At 69.5% G+C, this 17,442-nt stretch carries 13 protein-coding genes; 9 read left to right on the top strand and 4 right to left on the bottom strand.

What is annotated here, in order from left to right; translation table 11 throughout:
- The first annotated feature begins 21 nt into the window (after positions 1–21).
- Both ACIA79_RS18765 and ACIA79_RS18760 read left to right on the top strand, forming a co-directional pair.
- The gene (locus tag ACIA79_RS18765) at positions 22–1,104 is read left to right on the top strand and encodes an inositol-3-phosphate synthase (RefSeq protein WP_399429403.1); all 1,083 of its coding nucleotides are present in this window, start codon (positions 22–24) and stop codon (positions 1,102–1,104) included.
- A 192-nt stretch (positions 1,105–1,296) separates the two neighbouring features.
- On the top strand, positions 1,297–2,565 hold the full coding sequence (locus ACIA79_RS18760; protein WP_399429402.1) for an MFS transporter: 1,269 nt from the start codon (positions 1,297–1,299) through the stop codon (positions 2,563–2,565).
- Positions 2,566–2,694: 129 nt separating this feature from the next.
- Here the strand turns inward: ACIA79_RS18760 and ACIA79_RS18755 are convergent, their stop codons facing one another.
- Positions 2,695–4,161, bottom strand: coding sequence for a CCA tRNA nucleotidyltransferase (locus ACIA79_RS18755; RefSeq protein ID WP_399429401.1), 1,467 nt, complete (start codon positions 4,159–4,161; stop codon positions 2,695–2,697).
- A 161-nt stretch (positions 4,162–4,322) separates the two neighbouring features.
- On the opposite strand from ACIA79_RS18755, the gene ACIA79_RS18750 reads away from it, so the two are divergent.
- The 7 genes from ACIA79_RS18750 to trxA all read left to right on the top strand — a co-directional run bounded on the left by ACIA79_RS18750 (position 4,323) and on the right by trxA (position 13,957).
- Positions 4,323–6,719: a DUF6049 family protein gene (locus ACIA79_RS18750; RefSeq protein WP_399429400.1), complete on the top strand. Its 2,397-nt coding sequence runs from the start codon at positions 4,323–4,325 to the stop codon at positions 6,717–6,719.
- Between the two features lie 45 nt (positions 6,720–6,764).
- Positions 6,765–8,984 (top strand): murein biosynthesis integral membrane protein MurJ, encoded by a 2,220-nt coding sequence (gene murJ / locus ACIA79_RS18745; protein WP_399429399.1) that lies wholly within the window; start codon positions 6,765–6,767, stop codon positions 8,982–8,984.
- A 138-nt stretch (positions 8,985–9,122) separates the two neighbouring features.
- The gene (locus tag ACIA79_RS18740) at positions 9,123–10,850 is read left to right on the top strand and encodes a protein kinase family protein (RefSeq protein ID WP_399429398.1); all 1,728 of its coding nucleotides are present in this window, start codon (positions 9,123–9,125) and stop codon (positions 10,848–10,850) included.
- Between the two features lie 28 nt (positions 10,851–10,878).
- Entirely contained in the window at positions 10,879–11,586 is a 708-nt protein-coding gene (gene sigM / locus ACIA79_RS18735) for an RNA polymerase sigma factor SigM (RefSeq protein ID WP_399429397.1), read from the top strand.
- Positions 11,583–12,467: a hypothetical protein gene (locus tag ACIA79_RS18730; RefSeq protein WP_399429395.1), complete on the top strand. Its 885-nt coding sequence runs from the start codon at positions 11,583–11,585 to the stop codon at positions 12,465–12,467. Before sigM ends, ACIA79_RS18730 begins: the two co-directional genes overlap by 4 nt.
- 124 nt (positions 12,468–12,591) lie before the next feature.
- Positions 12,592–13,566 carry a thioredoxin-disulfide reductase gene (gene trxB, locus ACIA79_RS18725; protein ID WP_399429394.1) on the top strand — a complete coding sequence of 325 codons (975 nt, stop codon included), beginning with the start codon at positions 12,592–12,594 and terminating at the stop codon, positions 13,564–13,566.
- A gap of 49 nt (positions 13,567–13,615) precedes the next feature.
- Positions 13,616–13,957 (top strand): thioredoxin, encoded by a 342-nt coding sequence (trxA, locus tag ACIA79_RS18720; RefSeq protein ID WP_399429393.1) that lies wholly within the window; start codon positions 13,616–13,618, stop codon positions 13,955–13,957.
- A gap of 82 nt (positions 13,958–14,039) precedes the next feature.
- Here trxA and ACIA79_RS18715 read toward each other — a convergent pair whose 3' ends face one another.
- The 3 genes from ACIA79_RS18715 to ACIA79_RS18705 all read right to left on the bottom strand — a co-directional run bounded on the left by ACIA79_RS18715 (position 14,040) and on the right by ACIA79_RS18705 (position 17,134).
- Positions 14,040–14,657 carry a GNAT family N-acetyltransferase gene (locus ACIA79_RS18715; RefSeq protein ID WP_399429392.1) on the bottom strand — a complete coding sequence of 206 codons (618 nt, stop codon included), beginning with the start codon at positions 14,655–14,657 and terminating at the stop codon, positions 14,040–14,042.
- A 303-nt stretch (positions 14,658–14,960) separates the two neighbouring features.
- Positions 14,961–16,061, bottom strand: a complete 1,101-nt coding sequence (locus ACIA79_RS18710; RefSeq protein ID WP_399429391.1) for a ParB/RepB/Spo0J family partition protein — start codon at positions 16,059–16,061, stop codon at positions 14,961–14,963.
- A complete protein-coding gene (locus ACIA79_RS18705) occupies positions 16,058–17,134 on the bottom strand; it encodes a ParA family protein (protein WP_399429427.1) in 1,077 nt (358 codons plus the stop codon). The genes ACIA79_RS18710 and ACIA79_RS18705 overlap by 4 nt, the downstream gene beginning before the upstream one ends.
- Positions 17,135–17,442 lie beyond the last annotated feature (308 nt).

Genomic DNA, 17,442 nt, shown 5'->3' with positions numbered 1-17,442 from the left:
AACACACAGGGAGCAACCGGAATGGGTTCGGTTCGCGTAGCCATCGTCGGCGTGGGCAACTGCGCCGCCTCGCTGGTGCAGGGCGTCGAGTACTACAAGGACGCCGACCCGGCGGGCAAGGTGCCGGGTCTGATGCACGTCCAGTTCGGCGAGTACCACGTCCGGGACGTCGAGTTCGTGGCCGCCTTCGACGTGGACGCGAAGAAGGTGGGTCTTGACCTCGCGGACGCCATCGGCGCCAGCGAGAACAACACCATCAAGATCTGCGACGTGCCGTCGACGGGCGTGACCGTCCAGCGCGGCCACACCCTGGACGGCCTGGGCAAGTACTACCGCCAGACCATCGAGGAGTCCCCCGAGGCCCCGGTCGACGTCGTCCAGGTCCTCAAGGACAAGCAGGTCGACGTCCTCGTCTGCTACCTGCCCGTCGGTTCCGAGGACGCGGCGAAGTTCTACGCCCAGTGCGCCATCGACGCCAAGGTCGCCTTCGTCAACGCCCTCCCGGTCTTCATCGCCGGCACCAAGGAGTGGGCGGACAAGTTCACCGAGGCCGGCGTCCCGATCGTCGGTGACGACATCAAGTCGCAGGTCGGCGCCACCATCACGCACCGCGTCATGGCGAAGCTCTTCGAGGACCGGGGCGTCGTCCTGGACCGCACGATGCAGTTGAACGTCGGCGGCAACATGGACTTCAAGAACATGCTCGAGCGCGAGCGCCTGGAGTCCAAGAAGATCTCCAAGACGCAGGCCGTCACCTCGCAGATCCCGGACCGGGACCTCGGCGAGAACAACGTCCACATCGGCCCGTCGGACTACGTCGCCTGGCTGGACGACCGCAAGTGGGCGTACGTCCGCCTCGAGGGCCGCGCCTTCGGTGACGTCCCGCTGAACCTGGAGTACAAGCTCGAGGTGTGGGACTCCCCGAACTCCGCGGGTGTCATCATCGACGCGCTGCGCGCCGCGAAGATCGCCAAGGACCGCGGCATCGGTGGCCCGATCCTCTCCGCGTCCTCGTACTTCATGAAGTCCCCGCCGGTGCAGTACTTCGACGACGAGGCCCGCGAGAGCGTCGAGAAGTTCATCAAGGGTGAGGTCGAGCGCTGAGCCTGCCGGCGCAGCGCTGACCCCGCGGACGACGCGCCGGCCCCGGAGGCCGAGCGCTGAGTCCCACCGCCGGTGAACGCCCGGCCCGTGCTGCTGCTGTTCAGCCGCACTCGCCCTCTTGGCGGCACCCGCTGTGTCGAAGGTCCCCGTGGCATCTGCCCGGGGACCTTCGCCGTATGTGACCCTTGGGCCATGCCTGTCGTACGTGATCTGCGCGTACTCCTGCGCCTTGCGCACTTCCGCCGCCTGCTCGCCGTACGACTGCTCTCCCAGTGCGCCGACGGCGTCTACCAGGTGGCGCTCGCCACGTACGTCGTCTTCTCCCCCGAGAAGCAGACCTCGCCCGCCGCGATCGCCTCCGCCATGGCGGTCCTGCTGCTGCCCTACTCCTTCGTGGGCCCGTTCGCCGGCGTCCTGCTCGACCGCTGGCGGCGGCGCCAGGTCCTGCTCTACGGGAATCTGCTGCGAACCCTGCTGGCCGGCGTCACCGCGTTACTGATCCTGATCTCCGTGCCGGAGTGGGTCTTCTACGGCTCCGCGCTCACCGTCACGGCCGTCAACCGCTTCGTCCTGGCCGGACTGTCGGCCGCCCTGCCCCGGGTCGTCGACGCCGACAGACTCGTGATGGCCAACTCCGTCTCGCCCACCGCGGGGACCCTCGCCGCGACAGCCGGCGGCGGGCTCGCCTTCGCCGTACGGCTGCTCGTGGCCGACTCCGACGCGGCAGTCGTACTGCTCGGCGCTGCGCTCTATCTCTGTGCGGCGCTCGCCTCGCTGCGTCTGGGGCGCGAGCTTCTCGGGCCCGACCCGGATGTGGTGCAGCCCCGCTTCGGCGTCGCCCTGGCCTCGACCGCGCGGGGCCTGGCCGACGGGCTGCGGCACCTGGCGGAGCGCAGGGACGCCGCGCGGGCGCTGGCCGCGATGACCGTGATGCGCTTCTGCTACGGCGCGCTGACGGTCATGGTGCTCATGCTCTGCCGGTACGCCTGGTCCGCCAGCGATGCGGAGGGGCTCGGGCTGCTGGGACTGGCCATCGGAGTGTCCGGCGCAGGGTTCTTCGCCGCGGCGGTGCTCTCACCCTGGATGGTCGGGCGGCTGGGGCAGTACGGCTGGATGGCGGTATGCGCCGGGTCAGCCGCGGTGCTGGAGCCTGCGCTGGGAGTGCCCTTCGCTCCCGTGCCGATGCTGGTCGCGGCCTTCGTCCTGGGGCTCACGACACAGGGCACCAAGATCTCCACCGACACGGTCGTACAGAAGGTGGTGGACGACTCCCACCGGGGCCGGATCTTCTCCCTCTACGACGTGCTGTTCAACGTGGCCTTCGTGGGAGCGGCCGGGATCGCCGCACTGCTGCTCCCACCCGACGGCCGGTCGCTCCCGCTGGTCGCCCTGGTCGCCGTCCTGTACGCGACCCTCGTCCTTCTGCTGCTGCGGTGGCGGCGGACCGGCGCGCTGCTGTAGCGCGTCCTACCTTCCGACGCTCGACGGGAGCGGGCGATGTTTCACGTGAAACATCGCCCGCGGGTCTTACACATAGCGGCCGTCATGTTTCACGTGAAACATGACGGCCGCCACACTGAGGCCAACCGGTCAGCTCCGGCCCGCCCACCACTCCGTGAGAGCAGCGACAGCAGCGTCGCGCTCCATCGGTCCGTTCTCCAGTCGCAGCTCCAGCAGAAACTTGTACGCCTGCCCGACAGCCGGACCCGGGCCGATCGCCAGGATCTCCTGGATCTCGTTGCCGTTGAGGTCGGGACGGATGGCGTCCAGCTCTTCCTGCTCCTGCAGCTTGGCGATGCGCTCCTCCAGCCCGTCGTAGGCGCGGGAGAGCGCACCGGCCTTGCGCTTGTTGCGCGTGGTGCAGTCCGACCGGGTCAGCTTGTGGAGCCGGCTCAGCAGCGGCCCCGCATCGCGCACGTAGCGGCGTACGGCCGAGTCGGTCCACTCGCCGGTCCCGTAGCCGTGGAACCGCAGGTGCAGCTCCACCAGGCGCGCCACGTCCTTGATCATGTCGTTCGAGTACTTCAAGGCGGTCATGCGCTTCTTGACCATCTTCGCTCCGACCACCTCGTGGTGGTGGAACGAGACCCGCCCGTCCGGCTCGAAGCGCCGGGTGCGCGGCTTGCCGATGTCATGGAGCAGCGCCGCCAGCCGCAGCACCAGGTCCGGGCCGTCCTCCTCCAGGTCGATGGCCTGCTCCAGCACGGTCAGGGAGTGCTCGTACACGTCCTTGTGCCGGTGGTGCTCATCGCTCTCCAGCCGCAGAGCGGGCAGCTCGGGAAGGACCCGGTCGGCCAGGCCGGTCATGACCAGCAGACCCAAGCCCTTGCGCGGGTGCGCCGAGAGAAGGAGCTTGTTGAGCTCATCGCGGACACGCTCGGCGGAGACGATCTCGATCCGCTCGGCCATCTCCATCATGGCGGTGATGACCTCGGACGCCACCTCGAAGTCGAGCTGCGCGGCGAACCGGGCTGCGCGCATCATCCGCAGCGGATCGTCCGAGAAGGACTCCTCCGCAGTTCCAGGAGTCCGCAGAACGCGCTCGGCGAGATCCTGAAGACCGCCGTACGGATCGATGAACTCCTTCTCCGGCAGCGCGACGGCCATCGCGTTGACCGTGAAGTCACGACGGACGAGATCTTCCTCGATGGAGTCGCCGTAGGAGACCTCAGGCTTGCGCGACGTCCGGTCGTACGCCTCGGACCGGTACGTCGTGATCTCGATCTGGAAGCGCTGCACCGCGTCCCCGACGCGGGCGTCCTTCTGCGACCCGACGGTGCCGAACGCGATGCCGACGTCCCAGACGGAGTCGGCCCACGGCCGGACGATCTTCAGCACGTCCTCGGGACGGGCGTCGGTGGTGAAGTCCAGATCGTTGCCGAGCCGCCCGAGCAGCGCGTCGCGCACCGAGCCGCCCACCAGGGCCAGACTGAACCCGGCCTCCTTGAATCGGCGGGCGAGATCGTCGGCGACCGGCGACACACGCAGTAGTTCACTGACCGCGCGGCGTTGCGCCTCGCTCAGTGCAGTCGGGTTCTCTTCGTTCGGGTTCGGCACAGCAGAAAAGGTTACGTGCCCGGGCCCGGCGGGTCGTCCTCGTTTCCGCCCGATCATGTGGAGCACTCCGCGGCACTCAGGTCCGGCGAGCCTCGTTACCATGCGTGGACGCAGGACCGACAACCACCAACGGACACCAGACGACGAGGGACGGGTAGCGCGTGGCCGAGGCGGCAGATTTCCAGGGCACCCGCCCCTCCCCTGCCCGCCGGTGGCTGCGGCGTACAGCCTCCGTCGTCGCCGGCCTGCCCCTGTTCGCCGGGCTGCTGTACGGCCCCGTCGCCCCGTCGGCCCAAGCGGACGAGAAGACCGCCGGTTCACGCACCGTCGATGTGTCCCTGGACACGTTCAGTCCCAGCGCGCCGATGGACGGGGACACCCTCACGATCAGCGGCACGGTGACCAACGACGGCAAGGAGACGGTCACCGGCGGGACGGTGGACCTGCGGGTCGGTTCCCCCCTCCCGAACCGAGGCGCGATCGACGAGGTGGCCAGACGGAAGGGCTTCACGCCCGGAAGCGACGGCACGGAGCTCGGCGATACGTACACCTACAAAATCCCGGCGCTCCCGGCGGGGATCACGGAGGACTTCACCCTCTCCGTACCGGTGGACAAGCTGGGCCTCGATGAGGAGGGCGTCTACCAGCTCGGGGTCTCCCTCACCGGACGCACCCCCAGCGAGCCCTACGACCAGGTGCTGGGCATCGAGCGCACCTTCCTTCCGTGGCAGCCCGACGCCACGGAGAGGAAGACGGGGCTCACGTACCTGTGGCCCTTGATCTCCTCGACGCGTCTGTCCGCCGTGACCGGCTCGGACGACCAGCAGACCCCGGTCTTCGAGAACGACGACCTGGCCGCGGAGCTGGCCCCCGGCGGCCGGCTGGAGCGGCTCGTCGCGCTGGGCGCGGAGCTCCCCGTCACCTGGGTCATCGACCCCGACCTGCTGGCCACCGTCGAGGCCATGACCAGGAACTACCGGGTCAAGGAGGGGGACGCGGACGTCCCCGGGCGGAATCAGGCCGTCGCCAGGCAGTGGCTGAGCTCCCTCGACAAGGCCGTACAGGACGGCACGGTGGTCGCCCTTCCCTACGCCGACCCCGATCTGGCGTCGCTCGCCCACCGCGGCAAGGACGTCTCCGGCTCACTCAGCCACCTGCAGCCGGCCACGGAGCTGGCCGAGACGACCGTGGAGACGATCCTCCACGTGAAGCCGTCGGTGGACTTCGCCTGGCCGGTCGACGGAGCGATCGACCCGTCGGTCGTCGACGTCGCCACCTCGGCCGGTGCCGACAAGGTGATCGCCCGCAGCGACAGCGTGCGCGACGACTTGGCGTACACGCCGACCGCGGCACGGCCCATCGGCGGCGGCACGACGGCCGTCGTGGCCGACGAGGCGCTGTCGACCGCCTTCACCGGCGACATGACGGGGGCCGAGGACTCCACCCTGGCGGTGCAGCGGTTCCTCGCGCACACGCTGGCCGTGACGCAGCAGCAGCCGGGCAAGCAGCGCAGCATCGTCGTCGCCCCGCAGCGCATGCCGACCGCCGCCCAGGCCCAGTCGATGGCGACCGCCCTGCGGGGCCTGTCCGCCCAGCGCTGGACGCAGCCCGTCGACCTGGTCACGGCGGCGGCGGCCAAGCCCGACCCGCGCGCCACGACGAAGGTGCCGGGCAGCGCCCGCTATCCGCAGAAGCTGCGCCGCCAGGAGCTGCCCCTGCAGGCCTTCCAGGACATGAAGGCCACCCAGGAGACCCTGGACAACTTCAAGGTGATCCTCACCGCGGCGTACCGGGTCGTCACGCCGGTCGGCAATGCGATCAACCGGGAGATGTCGACATCCTGGCGCGGTCGGCCGCAGTCGGCGGCGGTCTACCGCCAGGGTGTGCTGGCGCACCTCAAGAGCCTCACCACCGAGGTGAAGCTGATCGACAAGTCGGATCTGACGCTGTCGGGGCGCAGCGCGACGATCCCGGTGACCGTGCAGAACAAGCTGCTGCAGGGCGTCGACCACCTGGTGCTGAGGCTGACGTCGACCAAGCCGACCCGCCTGAAGCTCAACGGCGACACCGTCTCCGAGCTGCCGGTCAGGATCGAGGGCGGCCACAGCCAGTCGGTGAAGTTCACCGCGTCCGCCAACGCCAACGGCCCCGTGCCGATGACGGCGCAGCTGTACACGGAGGACGGCAGGCCGTACGGCAAGCCCATGAGCTTCACCGTCAAGGTCTCCGAGATCACACCGACGGTGATGCTGGTCATCGCGGGCGGTGTCCTGCTGCTCGTCCTCGCCGGCATCAGGATGTACACCCAGCGCAAGCGCGCCGCGGCCCGTGACACCGCGCCCGACGGTGACCAGGGGGCCGGCCCCGGGGCAGCCCATGAGGATCCGGAGGCGGCCGGGGAATCGGCCGCGGACGCCGGAGCGGAGCACGCACCGGAAGCGGGGCACGCGACGGCGGCCGCGGACGACGACGGTGCGGAGCAGCCGAGTGACCCGACACCGGACACCGGAGCGCAAAACACGGAGCCGTCGGGCCCGGGTGAGAAAGTGGACCGTTGAGCGATGTCGTGGCCGGTCGGCCGGGGACGATGAGGTGGGGTAACCATGAACGCGCCGTATGACGGTGACCGCGGTCAGGGCGCGGGCGGCAGCAGTGCGCCTTCCGGTGGGACGCCCGCGGCGCCCCCGGCCGGCCAGGTGCCGCCACCGGCCCGTCCGCACGGCCATGACCCCCAGGGTCAGGATCTCCAGGGCCCAGACCCCTACCTCCAGGACGCCTACGAGCAGGACCCGTACCGGGCGTACGACCTCTCCAGCCAGGATCCGGTGAGCGAGGCGCTCTACGACCGCGCCGCGCACCCGCCGCCCCCGCCCGGCACCTATCCGGAGCCGCAGCCGCTCTACCAGCAGCCCGCCGCGCCGCAGTACGCCCCCGATCCGCGCATCTGGGCGCAGACCCCGCCGCCCGAGCCCGGCGGCCCCTCCCGCCACCTCCCGTACGGCGACGACGCCAGGACCGTTCAGTTCACCGGCGTCGACGACCTGGTCACCCGGGCCGGCGAGGACCAGCCGGAGCCGGACGCCTTCGCGCACCTCTACCGGGACCAGCAGGCCCCTGGCCAGCCGCCTGCTCCGCAGGAACCCGAGCCCGACCCGGTGCCGGCCGCGCCCGCGCCCGCTCCGAAGAAGTCCGGCGGCCGCGCGTCCGGCCTGCTGAAGTCGAGCGCCGTGATGGCCGCGGGCACCCTGGTGTCGCGCCTCACGGGCTTCGTCCGCGCTCTCGTCATCACCGGCGCTCTCGGCGCCGCACTGCTCGGTGACTCCTACACCGTCGCGGCCACCCTGCCGACGATGATCTACATCCTCACCGTCGGCGGCGGTCTGAACTCCGTTTTCGTCCCCCAGCTCGTCCGCTCGATGAAGGACGACGAGGACGGCGGCGAGGCATACGCCAACCGGCTGCTCACCCTCGTGATGGTCGCGCTCGGCGTGATCGTGGCCCTCGCGGTGCTCGGAGCGCCTCTGCTGGTGCGGGCCATGTCGCCCACCATCGCAAGCGACCAGGCCGCCAACAGCGTCGCCGTCACCTTCGCCCGCTTCTGCCTGCCCACCATCTTCTTCATGGGCGTGCACGTGGTGATGGGTCAGATCCTCAACGCGCGCGGCAGATTCGGCGCGATGATGTGGACGCCGGTCCTCAACAACATCGTCGTCATCTTCACCTTCGGGATGTTCATCTGGGTCTACGGCACCTCCGCCGAGACCGAGATGGCCGTCACCACCATCCCGGACGAGGGCGTACGGCTGCTGGGCATCGGCACGTTGCTCGGTCTCGTCGTCCAGGCGCTGGCGATGATCCCGTACCTCCGCGAGGCGGGCTTCCGCTTCCGGCCGCGCTTCGACTGGAAGGGCCAGGGTCTGGGGAAGACGGTCAAGCTGGCCAAGTGGACCGTTCTGTTCGTCCTCGCCAACCAGGCGGGCGTCGTGGTGGTCACACAGCTCGCCACGGCGGCCGGCAAGGCGTCCGGCACCGACGGCGCGGGCATCCTCGCCTACTCCAACGCCCAGCTGATCTGGGGCATGCCGCAGGCCATCATCACCGTCTCGGTGATGGCCGCCCTGCTTCCGCGCATCTCCCGTGCCGCGCACGACAACGACCCGGGCGCTGTCCGGGACGACATCTCCCAGGGGCTGCGGAACTCGGCCGTCGCCATCGTGCCGATCGCGTTCGCCTTCCTGGCGCTGGGACTGCCGATCTGCACCCTGCTGTTCGCGTCTGCCACCGACGAAGCCGCGCGCGGCATGGGCTACATGCTGATGGCCTTCGGCCTCGGCCTGATCCCGTACTCGGTGCAGTACGTCGTGCTGCGCGGCTTCTACGCCTACGAGGACACGCGCACGCCCTTCTACAACACCGTCATCGTGGCCGGCGTGAACGCGGCCGCGTCCGGCGTCTGCTACGTCGTGCTGCCTGCCCGCTGGGCCGTGGTCGGCATGGCCGCTTCGTACGGTCTCGCCTACGCCGTCGGTGTCGGCGTCGCCTGGCGCCGGCTGCGCAACCGGCTGGGCGGCGACCTGGACGGCTCTCACGTCGTGCGGACGTATGCCCGGCTGTGCATGGCGTCCGTTCCGGCCGCGCTCGCCGGCGGCGCCACCGGCTTCGCCATCCTCAACGCCCTCGGGCAGAGCGCACTGGGCGCGAGCACGGCGCTGGTGGCCGGTGGGGTCGTCCTGCTGGGCGTCTTTTACCTGGCCGCGAAGAAGATGCGTATCCAGGAGCTCAACGCCATGGTGGGCATGGTTCGCGGCCGACTCGGCCGCTAGGGAAGAGAAAGAGGCCGACAAGTAGCGGCCACCGCGCAACCATCGTGGGCCACCGCGTGTCGTGCACTGCGGCGGACTGTGGGCACAATTGGCATGGCTGTTGGATATGGCGCAACGGATGGGGAGGCAGGAACGACGGTGGCGGAACGTAGCACGGCTGCCGTCGACGTGGCCGACAACAGCGGAGACGACCCGCTGACCGCGAAGGCGGACAAGGCCGCGGCCGACGGGGTGGCGGAAGCGCAGGACACGGCGGAGACGTCTGCCGAGAACACCGACGACGAACGGCGGACCGGCGGCCGGCCTCCCCGTAAGAGCCCGGAGCTGCACAGCGGCCACAAGCTCGCCCGGCGCTACCGGTTGGAGGAGTGCGTCACCCGACTGGACGGCTTCAGCAGCTGGCGTGCCGTCGACGAGAAGCTGCGCCGTGCGGTGGGTGTGCACGTGCTGCCGGCCGACCACCCGAGAGCGCGGTCGGTGCTGGCGGCGGCGCGCTCCTCGGCGCTGCTCGGCGACCCTCGTTTCGTGCAGGTCCTGGACGCGGTCGAGGAGAACGAACTCGTCTACGTCGTCCACGAATGGCTGCCGGACGCCACCGAGCTCACCGCTCTGCTCGCCGCCGGGCCGCTGGAGCCGCACGACGCCTATCAACTCGTCACCCAGGTCTCGCAGGCCATGGCCGCCGCGCACCGGGAAGGGCTCGCCCACCTCCGGCTCACCCCCGGCGCGGTCCTGCGCACCTCCACCGGCCAGTGGCGCATCCGCGGGCTCGCGGTCAACGCGGCTCTGCGCGGCATCAGCGCCGACCGTCCGCAGCGCACCGACACCGAGGCGATCGGCGCCCTGCTGTACGCCGCTCTCACTCAGCGCTGGCCGTACGAGGACGACGCCCACGGGCTGTCCGGGCTCCCCAAGGGTGTGGGACTCATCGCGCCCGACCAGGTCCGGGCAGGTGTGCACCGCGGCCTCTCCGAGATCGCCATGCGCGCCCTGGCCAACGACGGCGCGACCGCCTCCCGTCAGGAACCTGCCTGCACCACCCCCGACGAGCTCGCCAAGGCCGTCGCCGCGATGCCCCGGATCCGGCCGCCGGAGCCCCAGTTCCCCGCGCCGCCCGACTACCAGCGCACGACGTACCAGCAGGGGACCTACGGCCGGCCCAAGCCCCGCCCCAGCGCGGTCGCCCCCCAGCCGGCCCCCGTTCCGCCCGCCCCGCTCCAGACCCGCACGGGCAAGGCCCTCAAGTGGGCCGTGTCGGCTCTTCTCATCGCGGCCCTGGGCCTGGGCAGCTGGCAGGTGGCCGACAAGCTCCTCGAGAGTGATCAGGGCGCCGGGAAGCCGAAGCCCACGGAGACCAACACCACGACCGGCGGCAACGAGAAGCCGAAGACGCCTGTCCCGCTGAAGATCGCTGACGCCGAGGAGTACGCCCCGGACGGCATTCCGCAGAACGCGGACGACGCCGACAAGACGCACGACGGCGACAGCGGAAGCTACTGGCGGACGAAGTACTACCTCGACGGGCCGGAACTCGAACCCTCGATCAAAAAGGGTGTCGGCATCGTCTACGACCTCGGCTCGGAGAAGGACGTCGCCAGCGTCTCGATAGGCCTGCGGTTCGTGGGGAACCACACCACCATCACGCTCTACGCGACCGATGCGCTGTCCCCTTCCGGCTCCGTCGACGACATGAAGAAGATCGCGACCGGGACGGGCGACGGCACCACCCTGCAGATCACCGCCGACAAGCCGGTGAAGACGCGGTACGTACTGCTGTGGATGACCGCGATGCCGTACTCCGGACAGGACGGGTACAGCAAGCCGGGCTTCAAGCAGGCGATCACCGACGTGCAATTCACCGGCTGACACAGAGACGTGGGGAGGGGGCTCACCGTTGGATGACGCCGAACTGCGCAGTACCGGCGACCAGGATCTGCTGGCTCGCCATGTTGCCGGGGATCCCGACGCCTTCGGTGAGCTCGTACGCCGCCACCGCGACCGGCTCTGGGCCGTGGCCCTGCGCACGCTGGGGGACCGTGAGGAGGCAGCCGACGCCGTCCAGGACGCGCTCGTGTCCGCTTTCCGGGCCGCGCACACCTTCCGGGGACAGTCCGCCGTCACCACCTGGCTGCACCGCATCACCGTGAACGCGTGTGTGGACCGGGCCCGCAAGGCCGCCACCCGCAGGACGTCACCCGTCGAGGACACCGAGCGGCTGGAGCAGCTTCTGGAGCCGCACGAGTCGGCAGAGGCTCCGGCCGAGCGCCAGGACCTCCACCGGGAGCTCCTGGCCGCTCTGGCGAAACTTCCCCCGGATCAGCGGGCCGCGCTGGTGCTGGTCGACATGCAGGGCTACCCCGTCGCCGAAGCGGCCGGCATCCTCGATGTCCCGACCGGGACGGTGAAGAGCCGCTGTGCGCGCGGCCGCGCCAGGCTGCTGCCCATGCTCACTCATCTGCGCGGTGACACGGGGGGTAAGGGTGAGCTCGGAGGGGGAAGGAACCGGACGCCGGGGACATCCGTCCCACCTGCGTCGGGAGCACGTCGTGATGCAGGACCCAATGATCCTGCTGCTGTGAAGGGCGGAGGTGGACGCGCGTGACATCCACGGCCGACACGACTCAGCACCCGGACGTCTCGGAGATCTCCGACCTCACTGAGGGGCTTCTCTCGCCATCCCGGATGGCCGATGTGCGCCGGCATCTGGACAGCTGCGCCCTGTGCGCCGACGTACGGACCTCCCTGGAGGAAATCCGCGGCCTGCTGGGCACGCTGCCCGGTCCGTCGCGGATGCCGGCCGACATCGCCGGGCGCATCGACGCGGCACTGGCCGCCGAAGCACTGCTGGATGCCACCGCTCCTGCCGAGACGGACGATGTTTCACGTGAAACAACCCCCGCCCCGACGGCAGTGGAGCCGATGCGAGTGGACCGCCCCGCGGGGCGCCCTCGCGCCGCCACCGGACCGGGTCGTGGTCGTGCCACCGGGAGGCGCCGGCGGAACACGGTTCTCGGCGCCGTGTTCGGTGTGGCCCTCGTCGGAGCGAGCGTGCTCCTCCTGCAGAGCGTCCAGCAGGGAGACGGAGACGGCAGCTCCAAGACGGCCGACATCAGCGCCAGCGCCCCCGACAACGCTCTGTTCTCCGGGTCACCCCTGGACAGCCGTGTGCAGACCATGCTCACCGCTGCCGAGTCCTCGGCCTCGGCTGCCCCCGAGAAGCAGAACCGCTCCCTGGGCACCAACTCGGTGAAGCGAGGGGGCGACGCTCCAGTACCGCCCTGTGTACAGGCGGGTACGGGCCGTACCGAGGCCGCCCTGGCCGCTGAGCCCGGCGAATACCAGGGGAAGAAGGCATTTCTCGTGGTCATGCCCCACTCCACGGACGTCCGCCGGGTGGAGGCCTATGTCGTCGACGCGGCCTGCATGACGTCGAAGGCACCCAAGGGTGACCTCCTGCTGACGCACTCCTACCCGCGTCCCTGACGACGCTGCCGTGCCACTCGGTCACTGCGGGAATGCAAGCCCCGTAGGATCCGTTGGGTGGGGTGAGAGTCCTTGACCCGGCCCCGTAGGCAGTAGGCAGTCTGCAGAGACGAGGAAGAAACCCGTGAGCGACGTCCGTAATGTGATCATCATCGGCTCCGGGCCCGCCGGCTACACGGCCGCGCTCTACACGGCGCGTGCCTCGCTGAAGCCGCTGGTCTTCGAAGGTGCCGTCACCGCCGGTGGTGCGCTCATGAACACGACCGACGTGGAGAACTTCCCCGGCTTCCGTGACGGCATCATGGGCCCCGACCTGATGGACAACATGCGGGCCCAGGCCGAGCGCTTCGGCGCCGAGCTCGTGCCCGACGATGTCGTCGCCGTCGATCTGACCGGGGACATCAAGACCGTGACGGACACCGCCGGCACCGTTCACCGCGCCAAGGCCGTGATCGTCACCACCGGCTCCCAGCACCGCAAGCTCGGTCTGCCGAACGAGGACGCGCTGTCGGGCCGGGGCGTCTCGTGGTGTGCCACCTGCGACGGCTTCTTCTTCAAGGAGCAGGACATCGCCGTGGTCGGCGGCGGCGACACGGCGATGGAGGAGGCGACCTTCCTCTCCCGCTTCGCCAAGTCCGTCACCATCGTGCACCGCCGGGACACCCTGCGTGCCTCCAAGGCCATGCAGGAGCGCGCCTTCGCCGACCCCAAGATCAAGTTTGCCTGGGACAGCGAGGTCGCCGCGGTCCAGGGCGAGCAGAAGCTCACCGGTCTGACGCTGCGCAACACCAAGACCGGCGAGACCTCCGAGCTGCCGGTCACCGGTCTGTTCATCGCCGTGGGCCACGACCCGCGCACCGAGCTCTTCAAGGGCCAGCTCGAGCTCGACGACGAGGGCTACCTGAAGGTGGAGGCGCCGTCCACGCGCACCAACCTGCCCGGCGTCTTCGCCGCCGGTGACGTGGTGGACCACACCTACCGCCAGGCGATCACCGCTGCCGGCACGGGCTGCTCCGCCGCACTGGATGCCGAGCGCTACCTGGCTGCTCTCGCCGACGGCGAGAAGGTCGCCGAGCCGGAGAAGACCCCCGTCGTCTGACCCCCGTCCCATCCCCACTCCCACACCCCGCAAAGTTAAGGAGGCCGCCGTGGCCGGCGCCGTGAAGATCGTGACCGACGACTCCTTCGAGGAGGACGTCCTCAAGAGCGACAAGCCCGTACTCGTGGACTTCTGGGCCGAGTGGTGCGGTCCGTGCCGCCAGATCGCTCCGTCGCTGGAGGCCATCGCCAGCGAGCACGACGAGCTCACGATCGTGAAGCTGAACATCGACGAGAACCCGGCCACCGCCGCGAAGTACGGCGTCATGTCGATCCCGACGCTGAACGTCTACCAGAACGGCGAGGTCACCAAGACCATCGTCGGCGCCAAGCCCAAGGCCGCGCTGCTGCGCGACCTGGAGCCCTTCCTCGGTAACGAGGCCAAGGCCTGACGCCTTCTGTTTCACGTGAAACACGAACGGCCCATCCCTGGGGATGGGCCGTTCGGCGTTCATGAGTCGGCGGTGGAACCGCTCAGAGGGGACGCAGCGCCGGCTCCTTCTGCACCGCACCCAGCAGACGATCGAGCGCCAGCTCGACGTCCTCCTTCCAGGACAGCGTGCTGCGCAGCTCCAGCCGCAGCCGCGGGTGCGTGGGGTGCGGCCGGACGGTCTTGAAACCGACCGCCAGCAAGTGGTCGGCAGGCAGCACGCACGCCGGTTCCTTCCAGCGAGCATCCCCGAACGCCTCGATCGCCTTGAAGCCCCGCCGCAGCAGATCCTTCGCCACGGTCTGCACCATGACCCGGCCCAACCCCTGGCCCTGATGGCCGGGAGCGATCCAGGCCGTGATCAACTGCACGGCGTCGGGCGACACGGGACTCGTCGGAAAGGCACTCGACCGCGGCACGTAGGCCGGCGGGGCGTAGAGGACGAACCCCACGGGGACCTCATCCACATAGACGACCCGTCCGCACGACCCCCAGTCCAGGAGCACGGCGGAGATCCAGGCCTCCTTCTCCAGCCCGGGAGTCCCGGCCTTTACCGCGGCCTCTCCGCTGACCGGGTCAAGTTCCCAGAAGACACACGTTCGGCAACGCTTGGGGAGGTCCGGAAGGTTGTCCAACGTGAGCGGTACGAGCCGACGCCCCATGAAGGCTGTTCCTCACTTCCTTCGCGTGCCGCCCCGCGGGCGGCTGCCAGCGCGCTCCGTTCCAGGAGCAGACTGCCGATGAACCCGCCGACCGCGCCGAGTCCCAAGCCTGCTGTCACCAGATGGCCGCGGCTCACCTCTCGCATGCCTGGTTCTCCCTCCATGGTGGGTCAGGCTGATGCGCATACCAGAACGCATCGTATCGATCGGGTGATGACGCGCATACGGGAAGACGCCAAAGGGCGGACCGTGTTCCGGTGAACACCGGACACAGCCCGCCCTCGACGGTCGCCGCGAAGGGACTCAGCCTTCGTCGTCCTGCTCCTGCTCCGCGAGCCGCTGTGCGAGGACGCGTCCCTCACCCGGGGCCAAGGTGCCCAGGATGCGGTCGAGATCGTCTATCGACGCGAACTCGACGACGATCTTCCCCTTCTTCTGTCCGAGGTCGACCTTCACACGTGTCTCGAATCGGTCCGAAAGCCGGGACGCGAGGTCGGTGAGCGCCGGCGACACCCGGGCACCCGCCCGCGGCCCCTTCGGCTTGGTCGGCGTGCTCCCGGTCTGGGAGCCCATCAGCGTCACGATCTCCTCGACCGCTCGCACCGAAAGCCCCTCGGCCACGATGCGGTACGCCAGCTTGTCCTGCGCCTCCGGGTCGTCCACCGACAGCAGGGCGCGGGCATGACCGGCCGACAGCACACCGGCGGCAACTCGACGCTGCACGGGCGGCGAGAGCCGCAGCAGGCGAAGGGTGTTGGAGACCTGGGGACGCGAGCGCCCGATACGGTCGGCCAGCTGGTCGTGGGTGCAGTTGAAGTCCTTCAGCAGCTGGTCGTAGGCCGCGGCCTCCTCCAGCGGATTCAGCTGCGCCCGGTGCAGGTTCTCCAGCAGGGCGTCCAGCAGCAGCTTCTCGTCCTCGGTCGCACGGACGATGGCGGGGATACGCTCCAGGCCGGCCTCACGGCACGCCCTCCAGCGCCGCTCACCCATGATCAGCTCATACCGCTCCGGGCCCAACTGGCGCACGACGACCGGCTGGAGCAGGCCCACCTCCTTGATGGAGGTGACCAGTTCGGCCAGTGCGTCCTCGTCGAACACCTCACGCGGCTGGCGGGGGTTGGGCGTGATCGCGTCCAGCGGCAGCTCGGCGAAGTGAGCCCCCGCCGGAGACTCGACCTCGGGCACCGCCTCTGCCTCCGGTGCCCTGACGGCCGGCTCCGCAGGCAGCGGGTTCGCCGGCAGCGTGGCCACCTTCGCGGCCGCCACACCGCGCTCCGCCGTCAGCGTGGGAATTGCACCGGGGGAGGTGGAACCCGTCCCCACCGAGGGCGTCTGCCTCTCCTGGGGAGCAGCGGGGATCAGCGCACCGAGTCCACGCCCCAGCCCCCTACGTCGCTCGCTCACTGGATCCCCTCCGACATGCTGTGCTTGCTGATCTGGTTGCCCACATGGGCGGGCTGTGCCTCGTAGTACACGCCGGCACCCCGCAGGGCGATCTCACGCGCCGCCTCCAGGTACGACAGCGCACCGCTGGAGCCCGGATCGTACGTCAGTACCGTCTGCCCGTAGCTCGGCGCCTCCGAGATGCGGACGGACCGGGGGATGCTGGTCCGCAGCACCTCATCACCGAAGTGGCTGCGCACCTCCTCGGCCACCTGGGAAGCGAGCCTGGTCCGGCCGTCGTACATGGTGAGCAGGATGGTCGACACATGGAGGCCGGGGTTGAGGTGGCCGCGCACGAGGTCGACGTTCCGCAGCAGCTGTCCCAGCCCCTCCAGCGCGTAGTACTCGCACTGGATGGGGATGAGGACTTCCGCACCGGCCACCAAAGCGTTGACCGTCAGAAGACCGAGTGACGGCGGGCAGTCGATCAGGATGTAGTCCAGCGGCTGCTCGTATGCCTGGATCGCCCGCTGGAGCCGGCTCTCCCGCGCCACCAGCGACACCAGCTCGATCTCCGCACCGGCGAGATCGATGGTGGCCGGGGCGCAGAAGAGGCCTTCGACGTCCGGGACCGGCTGGACCACATCGGAGAGCGGCTTGCTGTCCACCAGGACGTCGTAGATCGAAGGAACCTCGGCATGGTGATCGATCCCGAGCGCCGTGGAGGCATTTCCCTGCGGGTCGAGGTCAATGACCAGGACACGGGCTCCATGCAGAGCCAGCGACGCAGCAAGGTTGACCGTCGTGGTCGTCTTGCCGACGCCGCCCTTCTGGTTGGCAACCACCATCACACGTGTCTGCTGGGGGCGGGGCAGCCCCTCGCCGGCGCGGCCCAGAGCCTCCACCGCCAGTTGGGCAGCACGACCAATGGGGGTGTCGTCCATCGGGGGCAGTGTTTCACGTGAAACATCCTCCCCCGCCGATTCGGTACGGGGACCGGGGACCGGATCGGTCATCGGTCCCGCGATGTTGGCGTCGGACCGCAAGGATTCACTCTCCTCGGCTTCAGGCTCGCGATGGGGAGAGCCTGCCATGCTTTCGGGGTCGTGAACCAGCGAGGCCCGTGGTTCTGTGGAGAACTCCACCTCTGTGGACATCTCTCTCGCCCCCACGGGGGGCCTACGGTCGCGCGGCGTGGCAGCCGCGCGCCCGCGACTGATGATTCCCTGCAGCAGTGAGCGACGTTTCACGTGAAACATTGATGCACTCAGCGTCCACCGCGGGCATCACGACACTCCGAAATGCGTACGTATGAGGATCAACGACATCGAGGCCCACCGGGGCCTCAGGGTGTCGGTCTAGGGGGTGCCTTGTGGATCAGGCCGGATCAGTGAGCGGCGTT

Origin of the sequence: Streptomyces sp. NPDC051310 (assembly GCF_044455245.1) — a bacterium.
Lineage (GTDB): Bacteria > Actinomycetota > Actinomycetes > Streptomycetales > Streptomycetaceae > Streptomyces.
This window is presented reverse-complemented; position numbering and strand designations above follow the sequence as displayed.